Genomic DNA, 22,764 nt, shown 5'->3' with positions numbered 1-22,764 from the left:
GTCAGAGTTGGAGCAAAGGCAGTACCCAGTGTTGCGGGGTGGAGCAGTCTGGTAGCTCGTCGGGCTCATAACCCGAAGGTCATCGGTTCAAATCCGGTCCCCGCTACCAAGAATTCGAAAGGCCTGATGCCATGCATCAGGCCTTTTTCGTATGCGTGAAATTCCTGTGCGATGATGGCGAGGAAGCCGGTTCACGGGCCTGGCTACCCCTATCCATACTCGGCCTCTCCAGACCAGCCATCTTCACGCCGGGCCTCTCCACACCTGGCCCTTCACACTCATCACGTCAGTCCCAAGGGAGTGCCTGCATGCGCCACTGGCTGGTCAAGACCGAACCCGATGCCTTCTCGCTGGATGACCTGCGCCGCGAATCACCGGCGCTCTGGGATGGCGTGCGCAACTATCAGGCGCGCAACTTCCTGCGCGAGATGCAGCTCGGTGATGTCGTGCTCATCCAGCACTCCAGCTGCAAGGTGCCTGCGGTGGTCGGACTGGCCGTCGTCAGCGAGCTCGCCCTGCCCGACCCGACGGCCAGTGATCCTGAGCACAAGGGCTTCGACCCACGTCAGGTGGCAGATATCGATGCCGACAAGCCTCCGCGCTGGGTCGCCCCGCGTCTGAGCTACCTTCGCCCGCTGCGCACCACCCTGCCCATCGCGCGCCTGAAGGCCCGGCCCGAGCTGGCGGACAGCCACCTGGTGCGCCGCGCACGCCTGTCCGTGATGCCGCTCAGCGAGAGCGAAGCCGCCTGCATCGCCAGCCTAGCCGACGACACCCTGCTGCCGTGAACCGACGCGCCCGGGGCGCTCGCGCGAGGAAGTGTCCGGCAGCGCCTTGAACTCCACTGCGACGGGCCGCATCATCAGGCCAACCGGCTCGCGCGCGAGCCTTGAATCGCAGACAGAATTTCGGGGCATGCACCATGATCATCGATCCCAATACCGGCCAGCCACTGACCGGCAATGACACCACCGCCGCCCAGCCACAAGGGGTGGTCGGCGGCGGTGCCGCCAGTGCACCGCGCCAGGCAGAAGACGCCAACACCTACATCATCGATGTCGACATGAGCAATCTTCAGCAGGTGCTGGAAGCCTCACAGCAAGTGCCGGTACTGCTGGATTGCTGGTCGCCGCAGAGCGAGCACTGCCTCGTCCTGACGCCGATCCTCGAGAAGCTGGCACGTGAATATGCAGGCGGCTTCATCCTCGCCAAGCTGAACGCCGAGGAACAGCAGGACATCGCCGCACAGCTGGGCGTGCGCTCGGTGCCGGACGTCAAGCTGGTCATCCAGGGCGGTCTGGCAGGCAACTTCACCGACGCACGTCCGGAGGCCGAGATTCGCCAGTTCCTCGAGCAGCACAAGGTCCAGCCGGCGGCAGGGGCAGGTCCCAGCCTCGCGGAGCAGGCGGCCACTGCACTGGAAAGCGGCGACCTCGTCACCGCCAAGGCGCTGTATCAACAGCTGGCGCAGGAATCCCCCGAGACACCGGAATACCGCATCCACCTCGCCTCGGTGCTGGTCGCCGAAGGCAATGGTGAAGAGGCCCGTCAGCTGCTGGACTCCCTCAAGCCGGAAGACCGTGACGGTGCCCAGGCGCGTGGCGTACGTGCACGTATCGACTTCATCGCCGAGGCACCGTCTCCCGAAGAGGTGCAGGCGATGATCGAGCGGGACGACAGCGAAGCCCGCTACCAGCGCGCCATGCGTGACCTGGCGGATGGCCACTACGAGCTGGCGCTGGATGCCCTGATCAGCCTGGTGAAGACCGATCGCCAGTACGGCGATGATCTGGCACGCAAGACGCTGCTGCGTGTCTTCGACGCCCTCGGTGCGACCCATGAGCTGACCGTGCGCTTCCGCCGCCAACTGTTCGCTCTGATGTACTGATCGTGCTGATGCGCTGATCTTGCTGCTGACCGCACTGATGAGCTGAACACGCCACGCAGACGACAAGGCCCCGCCTCCGGTAAAGGAAGCGGGGCCTTGTCATTGAGGGCCTGCCGTCGCGCCGATTCAAGGGCTAACGACGGCTCCAGCCCTTGAGAAGCGAGGGGCGAGCACGCGATTCGCGCACGCTGGGCGGAAAGTCCACCTCTAGTTCCTGGCCCGCAGACTTCACGGCGTCTGGCGCAGACGGGGTGGCAGATGACGCCGCGGGTGCACGGTAGCGGGAAGATGGCGGCGATGAACGCGCCAGGCGCAGGCTCCCGCCCTGACAACACCATTCACGACAGGCCGTCACGCCTGCATCCCTGCTTGCTGGCCGCCCCTGTCGCGGCGTCTCTGCCACCTCATGTCTCATCGTCGCATCTCCTGATGACAAGCCCCTCGCGATGAGCGGCCTGGCTTCAGAGCTGACGATAATGATTCTCAATTCAAGTTTGCGATGAGCGATAGCTGCCAACGAAACGCCGCAGGCTGACCCAGATCAATTTCGCCTCTCTACCGAACTCAGCCTTTCTGCAGTCGCTCATCCATCTGCTGCAGCGCCTTCTCCAGCTGCACGCGCGTGGTACCGTAGTTCAAGCGCACGAAGCCCGGCCAGCCGAAGTCTGCGCCATCCGACAGCGCGACATCGCATTCCTCGAGCAGGGTCTGCTGCGGAGACTCCCCGAGCCCTGCCTTGCGCATATCGAGCCAGGCCAGATAGGTGGCCTGCGGGCGCGACATGCTGACGCCGTCCCAGCGTGCCACATGGCTCTCCAGCAGATCGAGGTTGTCACGCAGCACGCTCAGCAACTCCTGACGCCACGGTTCGCCCTCGCGCCACGCCGCTTCGGTCGCGGCCATGCCCAGCACATTGGTATCGGGCATCAAGCCATTGGCGGCGCCGGTGAAGCGTGCACGCAGCTTGGGATCGGTGATCACCGCGCAGGCGAATGTCAGCCCGGCGGTGTTGAAGGTCTTGGAGGGCGCCCACAGGGTCACGCAGCGCGCCGCCAGTCGCTCGCTCAGGCTGGCCAGCGGAATATGGCGGGCCGTCGGGTCCACCACCAGATCAGCATGCAGCTCATCGGAGACCACCAGCAGGTCGTGACGCTCGACCAGCTCCGCCAGCGCCTCGAGCTCTTCCTCGCGCCAGACGCGGCCGGTAGGATTATGCGGGTGGCACCATAGCAGCAGCTCGGTCTCGGGCGTGATGGCCGCTTCCAGCGCCTCCAGATCCAGACGCCAGGGGCCGCCTTGTGTCTCGGGCTCTGCCAGCGGCGCCATCTGCGCCAGTCGCCCGGTCTTCTGGGCCACCTTGAGGAAGGGCGGGTAGATCGGGGTCGTCGTGACCACACCCGCGCCGGGAGAGGTCAACGCCAGACTGGCCAGGTGCAAGGCCGGCACCACGCCCGGCAGCCAGACGATGGCGTCACGCGGCACCTCCCAGCCATAATGCTCGCGACTCCAGTCACACAGGCTGTCATCGAGGCCCTCCGACGGCTTGGCATAGCCATAGACCGGGTGCGCCACTCGCTCGGCCAGCGCTCGCGTCACGGCGGGCGGGGCGCTGAAGTCCATGTCGGCGATCCAGAGGGGCATGACGTCCGAGGCGTAGCGATCCCACTTCTGGGAAGGATACTGGCGTCGATCGAGCGGGGTGATGAAATCGAATGGCAAGATGGAGTCTCCCTGTGGCGGGCAAATTTGGCAGGCAACGCGAGCAGTGCTCTCGACTCACGCCGCCCTCGGGCGGCGAGAAGAATACCTGTGGACCAACTACAGCATAAGGCTTTGTGCATGTCTGAAGACACCTTTTACCCACAGGCCCAGCGCGGGCTGCCCGGTCTGTTGCGTGCCTGGCTGACCCATGGCCGCGGCGACAGCGAGCGTCTCGCCGTGCTGCTGGCCGATACCGCGCGCGTCGCAAGTCTTGGCCAGCCCGCCAGCAATCCCGATGGCGAGACGCTGGAGCAGTGGGCCGCCGAGGGCGGTGCGCCGCTGTGGGCACCCAAGGCAGCGCTGTTCCTGTTGATGCAGATGCCGGCACGCCCGGTGCCGCAGAGCCCGGATGATGCCTGCGCCTGGGCCTATTGCTGGTTGCGCATGCGCGAACACGACAGTCCCACGGCCGCCCTGATGGCGCTGCCGGAACACCTGCGTCAGCCACTGGCCTGGCCCATCGAAGCCGCCTGGCAAGACCTGACGCATCAGCGGCTGATCTAGCCGCGGTCGATTGTCGAGCGCCCGCAGCGCTGTTGCTAAGCAGCGCTGCGTTTTTTCTACTCTCCTCTGCTCTCCTTCCTCACCTCCCCATCCTCTGCTTTCCCTCCCCTGCTTACCCTCTCTTGTCCGCTCTATTCTCTTGTCCGCTCTCACTCCCGCCCCCTGCCACTGACAGCGATTCTGATGGTGACCCTGCTGGCGCCCTAAAGGACAGCTCGTCCTGCTCTCGGCATTGCTGACAGCCATGGGTAGCAGTTTTCTCAGCGAATATCGTCACCAGCGGCTAATGGCGTAGCGGAAACCTGAGACTCGTCAACGCGTAACTGACGCCATTTCGTTTAATCATCGTTTTGTGAAGCGTTACACCCGAAGGGATTTCTTGTGTGAGCGAGGAGTAAAGTTCTTTCAACCGCAACGAAACGGTAATTCAACAAGAATCCGCTGGCGCGACACGACGACCAGCAAGCTTCAGGAGAAGCTCCATGACCACCTCCCTGATTGTCGGACTGGATGGAACCCCGGGCGGCGACAGTGCCATTGCCTATGCCAAGCGCGTCGCCTCTCTGGTGGGCGCGGAAACCAGGATCATTCTCTGCTACGTGGTCGAATGGTCGCCCTACAGCTTCAACACGCCGGAAGAGAACGCCCAGCGCGCCAGCCGCCGCGAGAACGAGATCAAGCTGGCCCGTGAGCGTGTGCTGGCGCCTGCCATCAGCGAGCTGGAAAAGGAGGGCTATCAGGTCGAGGGGCGTGTCCGCCACGGCGATGCCGCCGAGATCCTCAGCCTGCTGGCGCGTGAAGTGAATGCCGAGCAGATCATCGTCGGCCGCAAGGGGGAAAGCGTGCGCTCACGCATCTTCGGCAGCGTCACCGCCCATCTGATTCAAGAGGCCTCGGTGCCCGTCACCATCGTTCCCTGAGACAGGCGCCTCCCGCACCCGCCGCCTGCAGAGATTCGCACCAGACAATAACGACAATTCGCTTTTCGAGGTTACCTCTCATGAGTCGATTCCGCTCCCTGGCCCCCTGGGCTGCCGCGATGGCAGCCCTCATGGCCGCAAGCTCTGCCCGTGCCGAAGGCATGGACCAGGCCATCAGTGACATCGTCGGACCGATCGTCAATCCGATCGTCTCGACCATCTTCTATTCCGTGCCGGTGGCCGGCACCCAGTTCCCGCTGATCGTCGGCTGGCTGATCATCGCGGCCGTCATCTTCACGCTCTATTTCGGCTTCGTGCAGTTCCGCCTGTTCGGCCATGCCATCCGCCTGGTCAAGGGCGACTACACCGACCCGAAGGATGAAGGCGAGGTATCCCACTTCCAGGCATTGGCCACGGCGCTGTCCGGCACGGTCGGCCTTGGCAACATCGCCGGCGTCGCGGTCGCCGTCTCGCTGGGCGGCCCGGGCGCGACCTTCTGGATGATTCTGGCCGGTCTGCTCGGCATGGCCTCCAAGTTCTGTGAATGTACGCTTGGCGTGAAGTACCGCAACGTCAACGCAGATGGTTCCATCTCCGGCGGCCCGATGTACTACCTGTCCAAGGGCTTCGCGGAAAATGGCAAGGCGGGTCTGGGCAAGATTCTGGCGATCTTCTTCGCCATCTGTGCCATCGGTGGCTCCATCGGCGGCGGCAACATGTTCCAGGCCAACCAGTCCTATCAGCAGGCCGTCAACGTCACCGGCGGTGATGCCAGCTTCCTGGTCGGCTACGGCTGGCTGTTCGGTCTCGTGATGGCCGCCATCGTCGGCATGGTCATCATCGGCGGCATCAAGTCCATCGCACGTGTCACCGAGAAGCTGGTGCCGATGATGGCTGTCATCTACGTGATCGCGGCACTCATCATCCTCGGCTTCAACTTCAGTGCGATTCCGGCCGCCTTCGGCGCCATCATCGAAGGTGCCTTCGCACCGGTCGCGGTCGGCGGCGGTATCGTCGGCGTGCTGATCCAGGGCTTCAAGCGTGCTGCCTTCTCCAATGAAGCCGGTATCGGCTCCGCGGCCATCGCCCACTCTGCCGTCAAGACTTCCCAGCCGGCGACCGAAGGGATCGTCGCCCTGCTCGAACCGTTCATCGATACCGTCGTCATCTGCACCATGACCGCGCTGGTCATCGTCATCACCGGTGCCTATCAGGTCGAAGGCCTCGGCGGCGTCCAGCTGACCTCCTACGCCTTCGAGACCGCCTTCCCGTGGTTCCCGTATGTGCTGGCTCTTGCGGTGCTGATGTTCGCCTTCTCCACCATGCTGTCCTGGTCCTACTACGGCCTGAAGGCCTGGACCTACCTGTTCGGTGAGAGCAAGGGCTCCGAGATCGTCTACAAGCTGATCTTCCTCGCCTTCGTGGTCATCGGTTCCTCCATGAGTCTCGGCCCGGTCATCGACTTCTCCGACGCCATGATCTTCGCCATGTCCATCGCCAACATCATCGGCCTCTACTACCTGATGCCGGTCGTGAAGCGTGAGCTGGCCCAGTACATGGCCAAGCTGAAGTCCGGCGAGATCGCACCGGTCGACAAGGAGGCCAAGCGCCAGAACGCGTGATCCCCATCACGCCCAGGCGGGCCTGACACAGCTGTCAGCCGCCGCATGACCCCAAGCCCCTGCCCATCGGCAGGGGCTTTTTCGTTGTCGATCATGCAATTCCGTGCATTGGACGGCTGAAACCACCCAAGTCGGATTGCCGCAACGCAGCGCAATGGGTAGGGTGTGGCGCTCACTGGCCACACTGGCCGGAACCCGTATCAACGAGGACGTCTCATGCTCGCTTCCATGCATGCCATGGTGCTGCGCAATCCCGGCCCGGATGCCGACTTCGTGGCGACCGAATGCCCGCTACCCACTCCCGGCTCCGGCCAGGTGCGCATTCGCATCGCTGCCTCCAGCGTCAATCCACTGGATCTCAAGCTGGCCAGCGGCCAGGTGCCTCTTTTGCCGCAAGAGCCCTGCGTGCTGCACGGCGACGTGGCCGGTGTGATCGATGCCGTCGGTGATGACGTGCTGGCCTTCTCGCCCGGCGACGAGGTGCTCGGCTTCGCCGGCGGTGTCGCCGCTCATCCGGGCGCGCTGGCGGATTACATGCTCGCCGACGAGCGCCTGATCACCCGCAAGCCGCGCCGCCTGAGCTTCATGGAAGCCGCCGCGTTGCCGGCAGTGTTCATCACCGCCTGGCAGGCACTGGTGGAGCGTGGCCGGCTGGAAGCGGGACAACGCGTGCTGATCCACGGCGGCGCCGGTGGCGTCGGCCATGTGGCATTGCAGATCGCCCGTTGTATCGGTGCGGAAGTCGCCACCACGGTGTCCAGCGATGACAAGGCCCGGGCGGCTCGTGACTGCGGCGCGGACCACGTCATTCGCTACCGCGAGGAAACCGTGGCCGATTACGTGGCCCGGCTGACGGGTGGCGAGGGCTTCGATCTGGTCTTCGACTGCGTCGGTGGTGACAACCTGGCCGCCAGCTTCGCCGCCAGCAAGCTGGGCGGACGCATCGTGACCATCAATGCGCGCACCACGGTGGATCTCTCGCCGCTGCACGCCGGCAGCCGCAGTCTGGAAGTGCTGTCGATCCTGCTGCCGCTGACCGCGGGCATCGGGCATGAGCAGCAGCGCCAGGCGCTGGGCAAGCTGGTGGAGCTGGTCGAGGAAGGCGAGTTCAAGGTGCGCCTCGATGAGCGCCAGTTCGACTTCAGCGAGGTCGCCGAGGCCCATCGTCATCAGGCCTCCGGCAAGGCAGTGGGCAAGATCTCGCTGGTGCGTCGTCAGTTCTGGGACGCCGCCCAATGAGCGCAGCGCTTCAGGGTGAGCTGGGCCTGCAACTGCTCAAGCTGCTGATCTCTGTGGCGGTGGTGATCGGGCTGTCATTGATCGCGGAGCGCCTCTCGACACGCATGGCCGGACTGCTGTCCGGCTACCCGCTCGGCACGGCCATCACGCTGGGCTTCATCGGCGTTGAGATCTCCCCCGAGTTCGCCGGCCAGAGCGCCGTCTACACTCTGGCCGGCTTCTCCTCGACGCTGGCGCTGGGGGTCGGCTACTGGCTATGCGGGCGTGCACAAGGACTGCGCGGCGTCATCAATGGCACCCTGGGCGGCCTGCTGGGTTGGCTGCTCGCCAGCCTGGTGCTGGCGCAGTTCGAGTTCACGCGCGTCAGCGGCGTGATCGTGACGCTGATCGCCATCGTGCTGTGCATGCGCCTCTATCGCGGCGTACCGGAGAGCACGGCGCGCAAGTCGCCCTTCTCCTGGGTCTCGCTGCTGGCGCGCGCCGGACTGGCCGCCGGCATCGTGTTCGGCATCACCGCGCTGGCCCATCTGCTGCCACCCTCGTGGGCAGGCCTGGTGGCGGCCTTCCCGGTCACCATGTACCCGCTGCTGGTGATTCTGCATCTCACCCAGGGGCCAGTGGCCGTCGCGACCGTCATCAAGCACTACCCGGCCGGCCTTGGCTCGCTATTGTGCTATGCGCTGGTGGTCTCGCTCAGTTACCCCGGCATGGGGGTCGGCCTGGGCACCCTGCTCGGTTTCATCGTGGCGACGGCGTGGCTGGGCGTGTTCACGCCGTTGCAACGTCGACTAGCCTCACGACGTACAGCCAGCGCCTGAGCTTCCTGATAGGCTGAAATGCCGCATGGATGCCCAGGAGCGATGACATGTACTTCAAGACGCTGGAACCGGCCTTCTACGACACCGATGCCCTCGGGCACGTCAACAACACGCGCCTGCCGGCCTGGTTCGAGTGGGCGCGCAATGACCTGTTCCGCGTCTTCGTGCCGGACCTCGACCCGCGCAAGTGGCCGCTGATCATGGCGCGCATCGAGGTCGACTTCCTCGCCGAGCTGCAATACGGCCAGCCGGTGGAGATTCGCACCTGGCTGTCGCGTCTCGGCGGCAGCTCCTTCACCGTGACCCAGGAAGCGTGGCAAAGCGGCGTCTGCGGCGCGCGCGGCCACTGCGTGCTGGTGCAGTTCGATCATCATGCCAAGCAGTCGCTGCCCATCGAGGGCGAGCTGCGCGCGACCCTGGTCAGCCATGTGCACGAGCACACCGACAGCGCCGAACTGGATGTCCCGGCCCTGCGCGAGGCCGCCCGGGCACTCGGGACGCACAGCGCAGCCTCCGAGGGGAGCGTGCCGGCATGACACCCGCGCTCAAGCTGCTCAAGGGCAAGCCGCACCGCACACTCGAATATGCCCACGACCCGCGCGCTCCCGCCTACGGAGAAGAGGCCGCCCGCACGCTGGGGCTTGATCCCGCCCAGGTCTTCAAGACCCTCGTCTGCCAGCTGGAAGGCGGCAATGCACGTCAGCCGCTGGTGGTCGCCGTGGTGCCGGTCAGCGGTACGCTCGACCTCAAGGCACTGGCACGCGCCTGCGGGGCACGCAAGGCGGCACTGGCCGCGCATGAGGCCGCCGAGCGTGCCACCGGCTATGTGGTTGGCGGTATCAGTCCGCTGGGTCAGAAGAAGCGCCTGCCACTGTGGGTCGATGACAGCGCCGCGACACAGGCGGAAATCTTCATCAGCGGCGGCCGCCGTGGACTGGAGATAGCGCTCGCCCCCGCGTTACTGTGTGAGCTGGGCAATGGTCAGTTCGCCCCGCTGGCCCGTGACGACTGATGACCACGGGCCAGGCACTGCATGATGGACTCTCCATGACGAGCACCCGCCACAGCACCGCGTCAGCGAGGAGGCCCGATGGGCATTCGCTACAGCAAGTGGATCTACCCGGACATGACCGAGCTGCATGCGCAGGTCGAGGCGGCGCTGGAGCACTGGTTCAGTGAGCGCTTCGCCGACTACCCGCACATCAGCTTGCCGGGCCTTGACCCCTACGATTATGATGGCTGGTTCAATCGTCTGGCCCCGGAGCTGATGGCGCGCGGCAGTGACTACTGCGAGCGTGAGTGGCATGGCTATGTGCCGAGCCCCCAGCAGCTCAACCAGGCTTTCTTCCGGGCCGTATCCCGGTCCAACAAGTGTGTGCTGGAGCCTGACCGCAAGCATGGTGATCCTGACCAATCATAGTCCCGACGCGCGGGAGCTCGAGATCATCGAGCGCCAGCTCGGGCGCAAGCCGCGCGGCATCCAGGCCGTGGCCGCCACCGATGGCGAGGGCACTCCGCTGGTGCTGCGCATGCATTCGCTGGTGGACGGCAAGCCCTTCCCGACCCTGTACTGGCTGTGCGATGAACGCCTCAAGATCTCGCTGTCACGCATCGAGGCCGAAGGCGTCATCAAGGGGCTGGAAGAACGCCTCAAGACCGACGAGGAACTGCTAGCGCGCTACCGTGCCAGCCATGAGGCCTACGTCGCCGAACGCTGGAGCTTCATGAGCGAGGCCGAGCGCAGCGCCATCGAGTCCCAGGGCTTCGCCGACCTGATGCGTGAACGTGGCGTCGGCGGTATCCGTGACTGGAATCAGGTGCGCTGCCTGCACACCCAGTACGCCCAGCATCTCGCCTACGCCGAGGGCAACGCCATCGGTCACTGGGTCGATGCCCATTACGACGTGCTGTCCGAGCTGCCCTGAGCCCTGGCGACGATCGATCCGATGCCGTCGGCTTGAATGCAGAAGACGAAGAAGCCCGCCAATTGGCGGGCTTCTTGCGTCGGGACGAGCGTCAGGCCTACAGCGAGTGCGCGAAGACCAGCGCGATGCACAACGGGCAGATCAGGCGCACGTACCACGGCCAGATCTTCCAGAACAGGCTGGACTCGATGTCCGGCGCCCCGCTCTGGATCTCCTTGAGCAGCGCATGGCGCGACATCGCCCAGCCGACCAGCAGGCACATCACCAGCGCGACCAGCGGCTGGCTGTACTGGGTGGTCAACATGATCACCAGGCCGAACAGTGCCCCGAAGTTGGCGGCGATGGTCAGGCTGATGGCCATGATGGCGGCACCGACGGCCAGGGTGGCGGCACGCCGACCCAGCCAACCACGTTCGACCACGAAGGACACCGGCACTTCCAGCATCGAGATGGAAGAGGTGATGCCCGCCACGCTCATCAGCGCGAAGAACGCCACCATCAAGACGTCACCTGCCCCGCCCATCTGGCCGAACAGCGCCGGCAGCGTGTCAAACAGCAGAGTGTCCGAGCTCTTGAGCAGGCCATCGGCATCGAAGATCTCGACGCCCAGATGACGCGCGGCGTACATGGCCGGAATCACCAGCAGGCCGGCGAGGAAGGCGATGCCGACATCGATCAGCGTCACCAGCACCCCCAGACGTGGCAGGTTCTGCTCCGGCCCCAGATAGGAGCCGTAGATCAGCATCGCGCCCACGCCGAGAGACAGCGAGAAGAACGCCTGGCCCATCGCGCTCAGCATCAGGTCGGCATCGAAGATGCGGTCCCACTGCGGCGTCAGATAGACACTCAGGCCTTCATCGGCGCCCGGCAGGGTCAGCACGTAACCGATCAGTCCGACCAGCAGCATCAGCAACAGCGGCATCAGACGCGTGGACCACTTCTCGATCCCGCCGCGCACGCCGCCGACCACGATCGCCATCGTCAAGGCGAGGAAGACCGCCGTCAGCGAGACATTGCGCGTGAAGTCGAAGGTGGTCAGCCAGCTGGCGGCGGAGCTCATGCCCAGCGCCTCGCTGACCGGCGCGGCGGTATAGCCCAGCAGCCAGCCCGCGACGATGGCATAGAAGGCCAGAATCAGACTGGCGGTCAGCATGCCCGCCCAGCCCGCCAGCGCGCCGAAGCGCTTGGTGATGCCTCGACCGAGACTCATGCTGGTGACGATGTTGGCCTGACCATGACGGCCGATGACCAGCTCGGCCATCAAGGCCGGCCATGCCAGCAGGAAGGCCAGCACCAGATACATCACCACGAAGGCCCCGCCTCCGTTGTTGGCCGTCTGGGACGGAAAGCCCCACACGTTGCCAAGTCCTACTGCCGAACCAGCGGCGGCCATCAAGAAGCCCAGCCGACTGGCAAAGCGTCCGCGCACCTGCGCCATCTGCCTCTCCTGCCTTGTTGTTCCGCGTCCGTCGAAGACGACGTCGCGATGAGTCCACGCTCGCCGAAGGCGGCGTCGCGATGAGTTGGGGTGCATCCCGATGCAAGCTCACGGGGCGCCAGCGCCCGCCAGCCGTCGCCTGCGGGGGCGGCAAGGGTAGCAGAGCAGGCCCGCGAATGCAGGCGACAACGCCGAAAGTCAGCACGTGCCCGCGTTGGCCACGGGGCAATGCCGAGTTCCTCACCGGCGTCATAGCGTCGCCGCACAACTCGCGTAGGATAGGAAGGACATGACATCAAGGCACGGCAGCCAGCAGTGAGCGCCGCCGAGAAACATTCAGGAGAGCAACATGCATCGCATCTGTGTCTATCTGGGCTCCCGCGAGGGCGTCTCCCCACAGCACCGCCAACTGGCCGAAGCCCTGGGCACGGCCATCGCCGAGCGTGGCTGGGGACTGGTCTACGGAGGCGCGCGCGCCGGGCTGATGGGGGCGTTGGCAGATGCCGCGCTGGCAGCGGGCGGTGAGGTGATCGGCGTGATCCCCCAGGCACTGGTACGCAACGAGAAGGCGCATACCGGTCTGACACGCTTGATCGAGGTGGCGGACATGCATGAGCGCAAGGCGCAGATGGCCGCACTGGCGGATGCCTTCGTGACCCTGCCCGGCGGGATTGGCACCCTGGAGGAGTTGTTCGAGACCTGGACCTGGCAGTATCTGCGCTTTCACGCCAAGCCGATCGCCGTCCTCGACAGTGACGGCTTCTTCGCGCCCCTGCTCGAGTTTCTGGACCGCACCGTCGAGGCGGGCTTCCTCGATGCGGACACTCGCGCGCGCCTGATCAGCGAGCGCGAAATCGCGCCCCTGCTGGAGCGACTGGCGCCTGAGAGCTGAGAGCTGAGAGCTGAGGCCTGACAGTCTGGCGCGTCACTCCCCATCAAGCGCATGACGCCAGCGCCATGGGGAGTGACTCTGCGAGCGACCGTCTCAGTTCCGCGTGCTCTTTCAGCAGTGCGCCTCAGCTCAGCGCCGTCTCACCAACAGCCTCAACGGCGTCGTCCGAGGCGGCCTGCTGCTGGGCGGGTTTACCGATATAGCGCGCCCGCTTGCTGGCGGTGACCTGCTCGACATCGACCATCACCAGGCCGTCGATGCAGTAACCGAAATCGGCGTCGACACTGAAATCGAGGAAGCGGGTGCCACCGGGCTCGGTGACCTCGGCGTACTGCTTGTAGAGCGTCGGCACCGTCACGCCCATCGCATCCAGCTGGGCACGCAGGCGGCGGAAATCGCCATCGGCGTCCTGACCATCGAACAGCCGCTCCGCTTCATGGGCGGCGCTGCCCGGCACGCTCTGGGCGACCGGTGCCCGTGCGCGCGCCAGCCCCTCATCATCCCCGTAATAGTGACGGTAGTAGCTGACGATCAGTGCCCTGGCGGCCTCCGGATAGCTGTTGGAGAGCGTGACCGGGCCGAACAGCCAGCGAATCTCGGGATGACAGCGCAGATAGGCACCCAGCCCCTGCCACAGGTAATCGAGGCTGCGCCGCCCCCAGTAACGCGGCTGCACGAAGCTGCGCCCCAGCTCCAGACCGTCCTGCATGCGCTCGAACATCTCCGGCGTGAAGCGGAACAGGGTCGGACTGTAGAGCCCCTTCTCGCCATGTGCCGCCATGATCTTGCGTACCTCACCGATGCGATAGGCACCGGCGATCTCGAGATCGGCGTCATCCCACAGCACCAGATGACGGTAGTGGGCGTCATAGCGATCGATATCGCGCCGCTCACCGGTGCCCTCGCCGACCCGCCGGAAACTGATCTCGCGCAGACGACCGATCTCGCGCATCACGCTGGAGCCGGGGAAGGCATCGAACAGATAGATCTTCTTGCCGTCGCGGGTCTCGCCCAGCAGTTCACAGGGCGTCAGTTCCTCACGCAGCGCCTGGCGTTCCTCCGGATGGCCGATGGCCTTCTCGGTCACGAACAGGCCACGCTTGCCGCGCCCGATGCGATACAGGTGCTTGCGCAGCAGACGCGTCTTGGCGTTGGTATTGAGGGCATCACTGTCGAGGCGCTCCAGCGGGATCAGCTCGCCGATGCGCAGCTTGAGCTGCCGCTCGCGCTGGCGAAACATCTCGTGGGCCAGCAGGGGCGTGCCGAAGCTGCGGTTGATCGATGACAGCGCATAGAAGAGCGTCGAGTTACGCCCGCTGACGTGGATAGGCAGCACCGGCGCGTTGGTCTTGCGCGCGAAATGCAGGAAGCCCGACAGCCACTTGCCATCGCGCGGCCCGGTCGGGCCTGCACGCGAGACCTCACCGGCCGGGAAGATGATCACGGCTTCTTCATTCATCAGCGCATCGCAGATCTGACCACTGCTCTTGCGATAGCCACGGCGACTGAGGTTGTCCAGCGGCAGCAGCAAGGGTGCCAGCGGCTCGACCTTCATCAGGATGTCGTTGGCGACGATCTTGACGTCGCGGCGCACTTCGCCGACCAGCTTGAGCAGTGCGAGGCCATCCAGTGACCCCAGTGGATGGTTGGCGACGATGACGACACGCCCGTAGGCCGGAATGTTCTCGCGCTCCCGCGAGGACACCGAGTACCCGAAGGAGAAGTGATCGAGCACGCGGTCAATGAAGTCGAAGCCGCGCTGGTCCGAGTTCTCGCCGAGGAAGGCATTGATCTCGCCCTCATGCACCAGGCGCCGCAGCATGGCCAGAGCTGGCCGCCGGATCAGCGGGTGACGTTTGGCAAAGGCAGGATACTTGGCAGCGATGACGCGGGCAGTATCGATCATGCTCTCTCCTTGGCCGCACGGAGTGCGGAACGCGATGTCTGGATCATGGGGCTTGATATCACGTCAGGTTCGCGCCACTTCATGACAGATGCGTCACAGTCCCCGTACAGTGAGATGACAGTCGCCCACGTGATCCGCGGCCGATGCGCCCCGGCACAGAGATCATCCGCGTACGAACAGGCAGCGCGACTGCCACGCCAAGGAGAGAGCGAATGTTTGCGATAGCCGTCGAGAATGAATCACTGGTCTGGCAGGAAACCGAGGCCCCGCACGGGATCGCCTCGGATGAGGTGCGTATCGAGGTGGCCTGGGCCGGCGTCAACCGCGCCGACCTGATGCAGCGTGCCGGGCAGTATCCGCCACCCGAAGGTGCCAGTCAGATTCTGGGGCTGGAGGTCAGCGGTACCATTCGCGAGGTCGGCCGCCACGTCGAGCGCTTCAAGGTCGGTGATCCGGTCTGTGCGCTGCTGTCCGGTGGCGGCTATGCCGAGGAGGTGGTCGTCAATGCCCTGCAGGTGTTGCCGGTGCCGGAGGGCTATAGCCTGCGAGACGCCGCCGCGCTGCCGGAGATGTTCGCCACCGCCTGGCTGAACCTGTTCATCGAGGGCAACCTCAAGCACAAGGAGCGCGTGCTGCTGCACGCCGGTGCCAGCGGCATCGGTACCACCGCCATCCAGTTGTGCGGGCTGTTCGGACATCCGTGCTTCGTGACCGTCGGTAGCCAGGAGAAGCTGGAGACCTGCCTGCGACTCGGCGCGGATGCCGGCTGGAATCGCCACGATGGCAGCTTCGTCGAGGCCGTGAACGACTGGGGTGGCGCCGACATGATTCTCGACCCGGTGGGCGGCGGCTATCTGGCCGACAATCAGCAGGTGCTGAAGCAGGATGGCCGCATGGTATTGATCGGCCTGATGGGCGGGCGCATGGATGAGCTGGATCTGGGTCGCATGCTGATGAAGCGTCAGCGCCTGATCGGCTCGACCCTGCGGTCGCGCTCCCCCGATGGCAAGGGCATGGTGCTGGATGCGCTCTACGTGCATGTGTGGCCACGCCTGGCACGGGGTGAGCTGCGCCCGCATATCGACAAGAGCTGGCCGATCCAGGAAGCCGATGCCGCGCATGCCTATGTGCAGGACAACGCCAGCACCGGCAAGGTGTTGCTGGCGGTGACGGGCGCCTGAGCCTCGTCATGGCGCTGATGACATCAGCATGAAAAAAGCACCAGCATAAAAAAAGCACCAGCATAAAAAAGCGGCAGCCCAGTGGGCTGCCGCTTTTTTGGCTTTATTGGCGCTATCTCGTGCTCACTGCTCCGCCTGACAAAACACCCGGCCTGACAGCAGTGTCGCTCATGCCGCCAGGCGTAGACCCCGAGGCACCTGGCAGAGGCTTATTCGCTGCGCCCGATCGACTGGGCTTTCTGCCAGGTGAGTTGCAGCAGACGGGCGTCGTCTCCGGCGCGATGGCGCTGGATGCCACCCTCGGCGATCACCGCTTCCTTGAGCTCCGCCCAGCAATTCAGCTGCTCCTCATCGAGCAGCCGTCTGAGCGCCTCGAGACGAAAGCGCGGCAGCATGCCGGCATGATAGAACAGCAGCGAGAGCCAGGTATTGTCGTAGCCCCAGCTGTCGCTGTAGGCGATTCCGGCCTCACCCAGCTCATCATTGACCCACTGCGCCACCTCACGCACTGGCCGCCCTTCGCGTGCCAGCCGTGCCCGTGAGATGCCGTGCAACAGCTCCGCCTTCGGGTCCCAATGCACCCACTCATCAAGAGGCTGTATCAGGAAGGCGCAACTGCTGCCGTCGGCACGCGCCAGCCCGATCTCGATCGGATAGCTACCACGGCCAAAGCCGGAGGCTTCAATATCGAGCAGAATAGGCAGCGTCACACGAATCTCCCAAGGTATCTCAGGCAGACAGGGCCCGGGCGAGAAGAGGTTGAATGTCCTCAGGTTACGGGAATTGCCCCCTGCTTGGCGAGTCCTGAGCGCGACGCTGTCAACGCAGGCATCAGGTCGATCTGCTCCATCACGCTGGCATCACGTTCAAGAGACGCGCGCGGGAGGGCCAGAGACGACAACGCCCTCACGAAGAGGGCGTTGTCAGTGGCAGCGAGGGCAGTACCGCAGCTGGTACATCTGGTCAGTGCAGGTCTGCCTCGCCACCCGTGCGGGCGTGGGCTTCCCACTGCTCGGCCTTGTGCGGGCAGACCGCCAGACCGAGGGAGCCTTCACGATAGGCACGCGCCAAGCGCTGGGCCGCGAGAGCATGGCGGCACTCGGCGGCACGTGCGTACCAGGTCACGGCCTTGGCCGGATCGCTCTGATACTGGGCACAGCCATACTCATAGATACGCGCCGCCTGATACTGGGCATGCACGTCGCCGGCCTGCGCGGCCTTGATGACGAAACGCGCGCCCTTGGCCTTTTCCTGAGCGGAGTTGCCGCGCTGGAACAGCATGTGCCCGTACAATGACAACGCACCGGTGTGACCGGCATTGGCGCAGTGATTGAACAGACGCATGGTCAGACGATGCTTCTGCTGAGAGCCGGACAGCCAGGAGGCGTGGAACAGACGCTCCGCCAGGCGGTATTTCAGTCCAGTCATCAGGGTTGGGGCCTGCGGCATGACGAGTAACCTTGATACAGAATAAGAGGGGTGACGCCGTGTCCTGGCCCGATCCTGAGCCCGCGACGCTATTCTCCTTGCCAACACTGTCAGTTTGCCCTTGCGGGCGGCCTAGAAAGACTGCTCCCCTGACAGCGGGGCGCCAAGCATACTCGCGCAATCGGGGGGACTCAAGCCCGCCTTGTGGGTTTTTGTTACGCTGCTAATATGTGCGCCATCCTTGGGGTAAAGTACGCGCGCGAACCGCGCGCCACACGCGTGCTGGAAGCACTCGTCCTGCCCGCTACATTGACACCTACCCGATAGGGGAATCCTGCATGCAACGTAGAGCTCTTGGCCGTACTGGCATCGACGTCAGTCTGCTATGCCTTGGCACCATGACCTTCGGCGAGCAGAACAGCGAAGCCGATGCCCACCAACAGCTGGACCGTGCGCTCGACGCTGGCATCGACTTCATCGATACCGCCGAGATGTACCCGGTGCCCCCGAATGGCGAGACCCAGGGCCGTACCGAGGAATACATCGGCAGCTGGCTGGCGGCTCGCGGCAATCGTGATCAAGTCAAGATCGCCACCAAGGTCACCGGCCCGGGCATGGATTACCTGCGCGGTGGTTCGCGCCTGACGCGTGAGCAGATCATCGCCGCCTGTGACGACAACCTGCGTCGCCTGGGCACCGATTACATCGACCTCTATCAGCTGCATTGGCCGGACCGCAAGACCAACTTCTTCGGCAAGCTGGGCTACCAGCCGACCGAAGACGAAGACATGACGCCGCTGGAAGTAAGCCTGTCGGCACTCGGCGAGCTGGTCACCGCCGGCAAGATTCGCGCCGTGGGTCTGTCCAACGAGACGCCGTGGGGCGTGATGCAGTGCCTGAACCTGGCCGAGCGCCTGAACCTGCCGCGCGTGGCCAGCGTCCAGAACCCGTACAACCTGGTCAACCGCAGCTTCGAAGTGGGCCTGGCCGAGTTCGCGCACCGCGAAGATGTCGGCCTGCTGGCCTACTCGCCGCTGGCCTTCGGCACACTGTCCGGCAAGTATCTGGACGGCGCCCGTCCGGAAGGCGCTCGCCTGACGCTGTTCGAGCGCTTCCAGCGCTACAACGCCGAGCCGGCTCAGCACGTCATCGCCTGCTACGTGGACATCGCGCGCCGTCACGGCCTGAACCCGGCCCAGATGGCCCTCGCCTTCGTCAACACTCGCCCGTTCCTGACCAGCAACATCATCGGTGCCACGACGATGACCCAGCTGGAAAGCAACATCAAAAGCCTCGAGGTGGAGCTGAGTGAGGAAGTGCTGGCCGAGATCGAGATGATCCACAACACCGCGCCCAACCCGTGCCCCTGAATCGCCTCTGACCCGTAACGGATACACAACCCCGACAGGCCGGTCATCATGACCGGCCTGCTCGTGACCAAGGACCCCTCATGAATCCCGCTGAATTGAGCATGATCCTCATGGCTGTCGCCGCCGGTGCCATGATGCCGATTCAAGCTGGCGTCAATTCCACGCTGGCCCTGCAGACCCACAGTTCGCTCATGGCTGCCATGGTCAGCTTCGTGGTCGGCTCGATCGCGCTGGTCGTCATCGTGCTGGCCATGCGCCTGCCCATGCCGGGCGTCGGCGCTCTGAAAGCGGCCCCTTGGTGGAGCTGGACCGGCGGTCTGCTGGGCGCCTTCTTCGTCGCGGCCAGCGTGATACTGGTGCCCAAGCTGGGTGCTGCCACCATGATGGCCACCTTCCTGGCGGGGCAGCTTACGGCCTCGGTGGTGCTGGACCACTTCGGCTGGGCAACCTTCCCGCAGCATGATCTTTCGCTGGGGCGCGTGGCAGGCGTGTTGCTGCTGTTCGCGGGGGTCTTCCTGATCCGCCGCTATTGATGCCTCTGGCGTCACGCAGTGCAATCTATGGCCCCGATAGTCCTGGCGGACTCGGGGCCATCTTGTCTGCCTGATATACTGAGACCTTTCCCTGCTAGGAGGTCTACATGCTGAGTGTGATTTCGCCCGCCAAATCGCTGGATTTCGACAGCGCCCCCGTGACCTCCCGTCATAGCCAACCCGATTTTCTCGAGCAGGCTCAACCGCTGATCGACATCCTGCGCGAGCAGTCGCCGCAGGACATCGCAAGCCTGATGAAGCTCTCCGACAAGCTGGCCGGCCTCAATGCCGCTCGCTTCCAGGAATGGCAGTCGCCCTTCACGCCGGATAATGCCAAACAGGCGGTGCTGGCCTTCCAGGGGGATGTCTATCAGGGCATGGCGGCGGATTCGTTCAGCGAGGAAGATTTTGAGCGCGCACAACACAAGCTGCGCATTCTCTCCGGCCTCTATGGGCTACTGCGCCCGCTGGACCTCATCCAGCCGTACCGTCTCGAGATGGGCACGCGTCTGAGCAACCCGGCCGGCAAGGACCTTTACGCCTACTGGCGCAAGACGCTGACACCGGCACTGGAGCAGGCCGTCGAAGACAGCGGAACGCCGATACTGGTCAACCTGGCCTCCAATGAATACTTCAAGGCCATCGATGCCAAGGCGTTCCGCCACCGTATCGTGACGCCGGTCTTCAAGGACGAGAAAAATGGCCAGTCCAAGATCATCAGCTTCTACGCCAAGCGTGCACGCGGCCTGATGAGCGCCTGGATGCTCAAGCACGACATCGAGACAACCGAAGACCTCAAGGACTTCGACGTGGCCGGTTATCGCTTCTCCAATGCCGCCTCTGAAGGCGATACGCTGGTCTTCACGCGCAGTGAGGCCGACGCGGCACGCACCTGATACGTGACCGCCGGGTCACTTGACGCCTCATCCGCCCAGCCCCGGGAAAGTCAGGTGTTCTGCGGCGCGTGGTTTGAGGTAACGGCGATGAATATCGCCGAACAGGACGTGATCCGCACACCCAAGCCATTCATACGCCACCATCTCGGCACTGACGATACTGGCGCCCGCGGCCTCGCAGCGGGCCACTCCCAGCGCCGCCTCCCGCGGGCGGCGACTGGCGACCCCATCGGCGACCAGCGCCACGCGATAGCCTGCGCCACACAGGGACAGCACGGTCTGCATCACACAGACGTGCGCCTCGGCACCACATACCACCAACTGGTCACAGCCACTCTGCTCCAATGCCTTGCGAAAGTCCTGCGCATCCAGCGCGCTGAAACTGCGCTTGGTAAAGCAGCGGGTGCGCTCGCTCAGTAGATGCGTCATCGGAGCACTTGCGCCCAACTTGTCGGGGCAGTGTTCGGTCAGCCAGACGGGAATTTCCAGCGCCTGGGCGATTCCGCCCAGCCAGATGGCACTGTTGATGGCCTCGGTTCCGCCACTCAGAACCGGCATCAGGCGAGCCTGGAAATCGATCAGCAACAACAATGATCGCCTCGCCATCAGGTGTTGAGACTTTTCGTCGTCCATTGGTCCTCCCACGACGATTCTAAGGCTAGAATGGAGCTTCCACTTACACGCTAGCGCATCCAAGGAGATCCCACATGCGCCATCTGTTCATCATGCTGATGGTCGGCTTGCTCGGCTTCGGTCTGAGCGTCGAACACGCAGAGGCCAAGCGCCTCGGCGGCGGCAAGAGTTTCGGTAGCTACTCACGATCCGCTGACAGCGGAAAATCCTCCAGCTCACTGTTTGGCAGCAACAAGGCCACCAACAGCAGCACCGCAGCGAAGTCCAAACCCTCCAGCGGCCTGTCCAAGTTTGCCGGACCTCTGGCAGGCCTGCTGGCAGGCGGCCTGTTGGCATCGCTGTTCTTCGGCGGCGCCTTCGATGGTCTGCGCATGACAGACTTCCTGATCATCGCGGTGATCGCCTTCATCGCCTTCAAGTTCCTCAGCGCGCGCAAGAAGGCCGCCATGGCGAGCGGCGGGCCGGCAGGTAGTGGTGGTGGTTCCTCTACACGCCACGACGACCAGCCGCGCAATGTGCAGGCGCGTGAAGCGCATGAGCCGCAAGGCGAGTCGCTGGCGCCGGCCGGTGGTATCGGGGCAGGCCTGACCGGCGGTGCCCCGACCAGCGAACCGGCCTGGTTCGACAAGGAGCAGTTCCTCGGCGGCGCCAAGGAACACTTCATGACGCTGCAGCGCGCCTGGGACAACAATGACCTGCCGCGCATTCAGGAGTACGTCACGCCAGAGCTCTACAATCTGCTGCGTGAAGAGCGCGCTCAGCAACCGGCCAACAACCGTACCGAGATCGTGCGTCTGTTTGCTGAACTGGGCAGCGTGCAGGAGATTGGCAAGCAGGCGGAAGCGACGGTCCTGTTCCACGGCGTGCTGGATGAAAATGGCGAGCAGAACGAGTTCAACGAGACCTGGCACCTGGTCCGTGAGCTGCGCGATGGCGCCGACTGGCACATCCAGGGCATCGAGCAGAACAGCTAAACCGTTCCTTGCTCACTGACGTGACCTTCACTCCGTGAGGGCCACATCAGATGCCAAAGCGGCCGGATGATCACTCATCCGGCCGCTTTTTTGTGTCTCGCTGCAGATGACCTACCAGGGCTTTGCAACAGCTCGCCGAAGACCACAAAGGCATCGCCCGAATGACAGGCATAAAAAAACCGGCCACTGGGGAAGTGACCGGCGGATAGGCTGCTCGACTGCAAGGCAGGAGCGCCAGATCGCAAAAAGTCTGCTGATGGGATAGCACAGACAAGTTTCTAAGCAAGGGAACGTCGAAACTCACATACTCAGAGTCGCCGATTGAGCTTTAGTTCAGCCTGATCGTAAAAAACATGAGCAACCCTGAGGTGCAGAACCCGCGACGCCTGATCAGCCCCCATCATCAGCCGGCTGTACCCAAGGTTTCAGCAAGGCTTGCCTACTCCTGGAAACTCCTCCTGCTCGACAAGCCCTTGTGGATAATTCAGGTGCCGCTCCCATATTCCGGTTGTCCACAGGCGGCCCCCTGCGCGCTCCCCTTCCTCAGCAGGGCGCCTTGCGCCTCTATGCACTGCCACAGACAACACTGCCCCTGCAGCAAGGCGACAGGGGCGGTGCGGGACAAGTGCCTGACGAGCTTTTCATGACTGTCGTGGGGCGGCCCTCCGCGACTCTTGCAGGGAGAAACTGTTCTAGCCGCATTCTTTCCGTAAGCGACCGGTGATCCCATCTACCGCAGAGTCCTGAATTCCGTCACGTTAGATGTCCACCTATCAATAAGTGGACACTTATCATGACGGAATCAAGCGTGTTGGAAGTTCCTCGCAAGCGTCGCC

General features: G+C 64.2%; 22 protein-coding genes, 1 tRNA gene and 1 pseudogene. 18 read left to right on the top strand and 6 right to left on the bottom strand.

The window, feature by feature from the left end:
* Positions 1–32: 32 nt before the first annotated feature.
* From IZU87_RS12795 to IZU87_RS12785, 3 genes are all read left to right on the top strand, one after another.
* Positions 33–109: transfer RNA gene (locus IZU87_RS12795), tRNA-Met, on the top strand.
* 199 nt (positions 110–308) lie between these two features.
* Positions 309–788 carry an EVE domain-containing protein gene (locus IZU87_RS12790; RefSeq protein WP_213114767.1) on the top strand — a complete coding sequence of 160 codons (480 nt, stop codon included), beginning with the start codon at positions 309–311 and terminating at the stop codon, positions 786–788.
* 134 nt (positions 789–922) lie between these two features.
* Positions 923–1,888: a tetratricopeptide repeat protein gene (locus tag IZU87_RS12785; protein WP_213114766.1), complete on the top strand. Its 966-nt coding sequence runs from the start codon at positions 923–925 to the stop codon at positions 1,886–1,888.
* A 564-nt stretch (positions 1,889–2,452) separates the two neighbouring features.
* Here the strand turns inward: IZU87_RS12785 and IZU87_RS12780 are convergent.
* Positions 2,453–3,607, bottom strand: a complete 1,155-nt coding sequence (locus IZU87_RS12780; protein ID WP_043336521.1) for a MalY/PatB family protein — start codon at positions 3,605–3,607, stop codon at positions 2,453–2,455.
* A gap of 120 nt (positions 3,608–3,727) precedes the next feature.
* Between IZU87_RS12780 and IZU87_RS12775 the strand changes: the two genes are divergently transcribed.
* From IZU87_RS12775 to IZU87_RS12735, 9 genes and pseudogenes are all read left to right on the top strand, one after another.
* Positions 3,728–4,153: a hypothetical protein gene (locus IZU87_RS12775; RefSeq protein ID WP_213114765.1), complete on the top strand. Its 426-nt coding sequence runs from the start codon at positions 3,728–3,730 to the stop codon at positions 4,151–4,153.
* A gap of 482 nt (positions 4,154–4,635) precedes the next feature.
* Positions 4,636–5,073 carry a universal stress protein gene (locus IZU87_RS12770; RefSeq protein ID WP_043336528.1) on the top strand — a complete coding sequence of 146 codons (438 nt, stop codon included), beginning with the start codon at positions 4,636–4,638 and terminating at the stop codon, positions 5,071–5,073.
* Positions 5,074–5,153: 80 nt separating this feature from the next.
* Positions 5,154–6,695: an alanine/glycine:cation symporter family protein gene (locus IZU87_RS12765; RefSeq protein WP_054557282.1), complete on the top strand. Its 1,542-nt coding sequence runs from the start codon at positions 5,154–5,156 to the stop codon at positions 6,693–6,695.
* Between the two features lie 216 nt (positions 6,696–6,911).
* Positions 6,912–7,934 (top strand): zinc-binding dehydrogenase, encoded by a 1,023-nt coding sequence (locus IZU87_RS12760; RefSeq protein ID WP_213114764.1) that lies wholly within the window; start codon positions 6,912–6,914, stop codon positions 7,932–7,934.
* Positions 7,931–8,752, top strand: a complete 822-nt coding sequence (locus tag IZU87_RS12755) for a hypothetical protein (protein WP_043336537.1) — start codon at positions 7,931–7,933, stop codon at positions 8,750–8,752. The genes IZU87_RS12760 and IZU87_RS12755 overlap by 4 nt, the downstream gene beginning before the upstream one ends.
* Positions 8,753–8,799: 47 nt before the next feature.
* Positions 8,800–9,189, top strand: a pseudogene (locus tag IZU87_RS12750) (acyl-CoA thioesterase); the annotation flags it as partial.
* Between the two features lie 95 nt (positions 9,190–9,284).
* Positions 9,285–9,764: an aminoacyl-tRNA deacylase gene (locus IZU87_RS12745; protein ID WP_054557284.1), complete on the top strand. Its 480-nt coding sequence runs from the start codon at positions 9,285–9,287 to the stop codon at positions 9,762–9,764.
* A gap of 78 nt (positions 9,765–9,842) precedes the next feature.
* Positions 9,843–10,172, top strand: a complete 330-nt coding sequence (locus tag IZU87_RS12740; RefSeq protein ID WP_043336543.1) for a hypothetical protein — start codon at positions 9,843–9,845, stop codon at positions 10,170–10,172.
* Positions 10,150–10,677 carry a DUF501 domain-containing protein gene (locus tag IZU87_RS12735; RefSeq protein ID WP_043336547.1) on the top strand — a complete coding sequence of 176 codons (528 nt, stop codon included), beginning with the start codon at positions 10,150–10,152 and terminating at the stop codon, positions 10,675–10,677. Before IZU87_RS12740 ends, IZU87_RS12735 begins: the two co-directional genes overlap by 23 nt.
* 97 nt (positions 10,678–10,774) lie before the next feature.
* Here the strand turns inward: IZU87_RS12735 and IZU87_RS12730 are convergent, their stop codons facing one another.
* On the bottom strand, positions 10,775–12,115 hold the full coding sequence (locus IZU87_RS12730; protein ID WP_192839475.1) for a sodium-dependent transporter: 1,341 nt from the start codon (positions 12,113–12,115) through the stop codon (positions 10,775–10,777).
* 349 nt (positions 12,116–12,464) lie between these two features.
* Here IZU87_RS12730 and IZU87_RS12725 point away from each other — a divergent pair, with 349 nt between their 5' ends.
* A complete protein-coding gene (locus tag IZU87_RS12725; RefSeq protein ID WP_213114763.1) occupies positions 12,465–13,007 on the top strand; it encodes an LOG family protein in 543 nt (180 codons plus the stop codon).
* Positions 13,008–13,131: 124 nt separating this feature from the next.
* Here IZU87_RS12725 and olsF read toward each other — a convergent pair whose 3' ends face one another.
* A complete protein-coding gene (gene olsF / locus IZU87_RS12720; protein WP_213114762.1) occupies positions 13,132–14,913 on the bottom strand; it encodes a bifunctional ornithine lipid synthase OlsF in 1,782 nt (593 codons plus the stop codon).
* Between the two features lie 212 nt (positions 14,914–15,125).
* Between olsF and IZU87_RS12715 the strand changes: the two genes are divergently transcribed.
* Positions 15,126–16,094, top strand: a complete 969-nt coding sequence (locus tag IZU87_RS12715; protein WP_043336555.1) for an NAD(P)H-quinone oxidoreductase — start codon at positions 15,126–15,128, stop codon at positions 16,092–16,094.
* Between the two features lie 209 nt (positions 16,095–16,303).
* Here IZU87_RS12715 and IZU87_RS12710 read toward each other — a convergent pair whose 3' ends face one another.
* Together IZU87_RS12710 and IZU87_RS12705 are read right to left on the bottom strand one after the other, a co-directional pair.
* On the bottom strand, positions 16,304–16,804 hold the full coding sequence (locus IZU87_RS12710; protein ID WP_043336558.1) for a 3'-5' exonuclease: 501 nt from the start codon (positions 16,802–16,804) through the stop codon (positions 16,304–16,306).
* Positions 16,805–17,057: 253 nt separating this feature from the next.
* On the bottom strand, positions 17,058–17,543 hold the full coding sequence (locus tag IZU87_RS12705; protein ID WP_043336560.1) for a tetratricopeptide repeat protein: 486 nt from the start codon (positions 17,541–17,543) through the stop codon (positions 17,058–17,060).
* A 317-nt stretch (positions 17,544–17,860) separates the two neighbouring features.
* Here IZU87_RS12705 and IZU87_RS12700 point away from each other — a divergent pair, with 317 nt between their 5' ends.
* From IZU87_RS12700 to yaaA, 3 genes are all read left to right on the top strand, one after another.
* Entirely contained in the window at positions 17,861–18,892 is a 1,032-nt protein-coding gene (locus tag IZU87_RS12700; protein WP_213114761.1) for an NADP(H)-dependent aldo-keto reductase, read from the top strand.
* Between the two features lie 80 nt (positions 18,893–18,972).
* Positions 18,973–19,425: a DMT family transporter gene (locus IZU87_RS12695; protein WP_043336565.1), complete on the top strand. Its 453-nt coding sequence runs from the start codon at positions 18,973–18,975 to the stop codon at positions 19,423–19,425.
* 107 nt (positions 19,426–19,532) lie between these two features.
* Entirely contained in the window at positions 19,533–20,321 is a 789-nt protein-coding gene (gene yaaA, locus IZU87_RS12690) for a peroxide stress protein YaaA (RefSeq protein WP_213114760.1), read from the top strand.
* 27 nt (positions 20,322–20,348) lie between these two features.
* On the opposite strand, the gene IZU87_RS12685 is transcribed toward yaaA, so the two are convergent.
* Positions 20,349–20,954: an isochorismatase family protein gene (locus tag IZU87_RS12685; RefSeq protein WP_235507073.1), complete on the bottom strand. Its 606-nt coding sequence runs from the start codon at positions 20,952–20,954 to the stop codon at positions 20,349–20,351.
* Positions 20,955–21,028: 74 nt separating this feature from the next.
* On the opposite strand from IZU87_RS12685, the gene IZU87_RS12680 reads away from it, so the two are divergent.
* Complete coding sequence (locus IZU87_RS12680; protein ID WP_213114759.1) at positions 21,029–21,928, top strand: Tim44 domain-containing protein; 900 nt, start codon at positions 21,029–21,031, stop codon at positions 21,926–21,928.
* Positions 21,929–22,764 lie beyond the last annotated feature (836 nt).

This window comes from Cobetia sp. MC34, assembly GCF_018340035.1.
GTDB lineage: Bacteria > Pseudomonadota > Gammaproteobacteria > Pseudomonadales > Halomonadaceae > Cobetia > Cobetia amphilecti.
This window is presented reverse-complemented; position numbering and strand designations above follow the sequence as displayed.

Excerpts from the sequence above, each read along its gene's own strand:
- IZU87_RS12755 (WP_043336537.1), top strand. The coding sequence starts at position 7,931 with ATGAGCGCAGCGCTTCAGGGTGAGCTGGGCCTGCAACTGCTCAAGCTG.
- IZU87_RS12715 (WP_043336555.1), top strand. The coding sequence starts at position 15,126 with ATGTTTGCGATAGCCGTCGAGAATGAATCACTGGTCTGGCAGGAAACC.
- IZU87_RS12760 (WP_213114764.1), top strand. The coding sequence starts at position 6,912 with ATGCTCGCTTCCATGCATGCCATGGTGCTGCGCAATCCCGGCCCGGAT.
- IZU87_RS12685 (WP_235507073.1), bottom strand. The coding sequence starts at position 20,954 with ATGGACGACGAAAAGTCTCAACACCTGATGGCGAGGCGATCATTGTTG.
- IZU87_RS12770 (WP_043336528.1), top strand. The coding sequence starts at position 4,636 with ATGACCACCTCCCTGATTGTCGGACTGGATGGAACCCCGGGCGGCGAC.
- IZU87_RS12790 (WP_213114767.1), top strand. The coding sequence starts at position 309 with ATGCGCCACTGGCTGGTCAAGACCGAACCCGATGCCTTCTCGCTGGAT.
- IZU87_RS12680 (WP_213114759.1), top strand. The coding sequence starts at position 21,029 with ATGCGCCATCTGTTCATCATGCTGATGGTCGGCTTGCTCGGCTTCGGT.
- IZU87_RS12725 (WP_213114763.1), top strand. The coding sequence starts at position 12,465 with ATGCATCGCATCTGTGTCTATCTGGGCTCCCGCGAGGGCGTCTCCCCA.
- IZU87_RS12695 (WP_043336565.1), top strand. The coding sequence starts at position 18,973 with ATGAATCCCGCTGAATTGAGCATGATCCTCATGGCTGTCGCCGCCGGT.
- IZU87_RS12735 (WP_043336547.1), top strand. The coding sequence starts at position 10,150 with ATGGTGATCCTGACCAATCATAGTCCCGACGCGCGGGAGCTCGAGATC.
- IZU87_RS12775 (WP_213114765.1), top strand. The coding sequence starts at position 3,728 with ATGTCTGAAGACACCTTTTACCCACAGGCCCAGCGCGGGCTGCCCGGT.
- IZU87_RS12730 (WP_192839475.1), bottom strand. The coding sequence starts at position 12,115 with ATGGCGCAGGTGCGCGGACGCTTTGCCAGTCGGCTGGGCTTCTTGATG.
- IZU87_RS12765 (WP_054557282.1), top strand. The coding sequence starts at position 5,154 with ATGAGTCGATTCCGCTCCCTGGCCCCCTGGGCTGCCGCGATGGCAGCC.
- yaaA (WP_213114760.1), top strand. The coding sequence starts at position 19,533 with ATGCTGAGTGTGATTTCGCCCGCCAAATCGCTGGATTTCGACAGCGCC.
- IZU87_RS12705 (WP_043336560.1), bottom strand. The coding sequence starts at position 17,543 with ATGCCGCAGGCCCCAACCCTGATGACTGGACTGAAATACCGCCTGGCG.
- IZU87_RS12700 (WP_213114761.1), top strand. The coding sequence starts at position 17,861 with ATGCAACGTAGAGCTCTTGGCCGTACTGGCATCGACGTCAGTCTGCTA.
- olsF (WP_213114762.1), bottom strand. The coding sequence starts at position 14,913 with ATGATCGATACTGCCCGCGTCATCGCTGCCAAGTATCCTGCCTTTGCC.
- IZU87_RS12745 (WP_054557284.1), top strand. The coding sequence starts at position 9,285 with ATGACACCCGCGCTCAAGCTGCTCAAGGGCAAGCCGCACCGCACACTC.
- IZU87_RS12740 (WP_043336543.1), top strand. The coding sequence starts at position 9,843 with ATGGGCATTCGCTACAGCAAGTGGATCTACCCGGACATGACCGAGCTG.
- IZU87_RS12785 (WP_213114766.1), top strand. The coding sequence starts at position 923 with ATGATCATCGATCCCAATACCGGCCAGCCACTGACCGGCAATGACACC.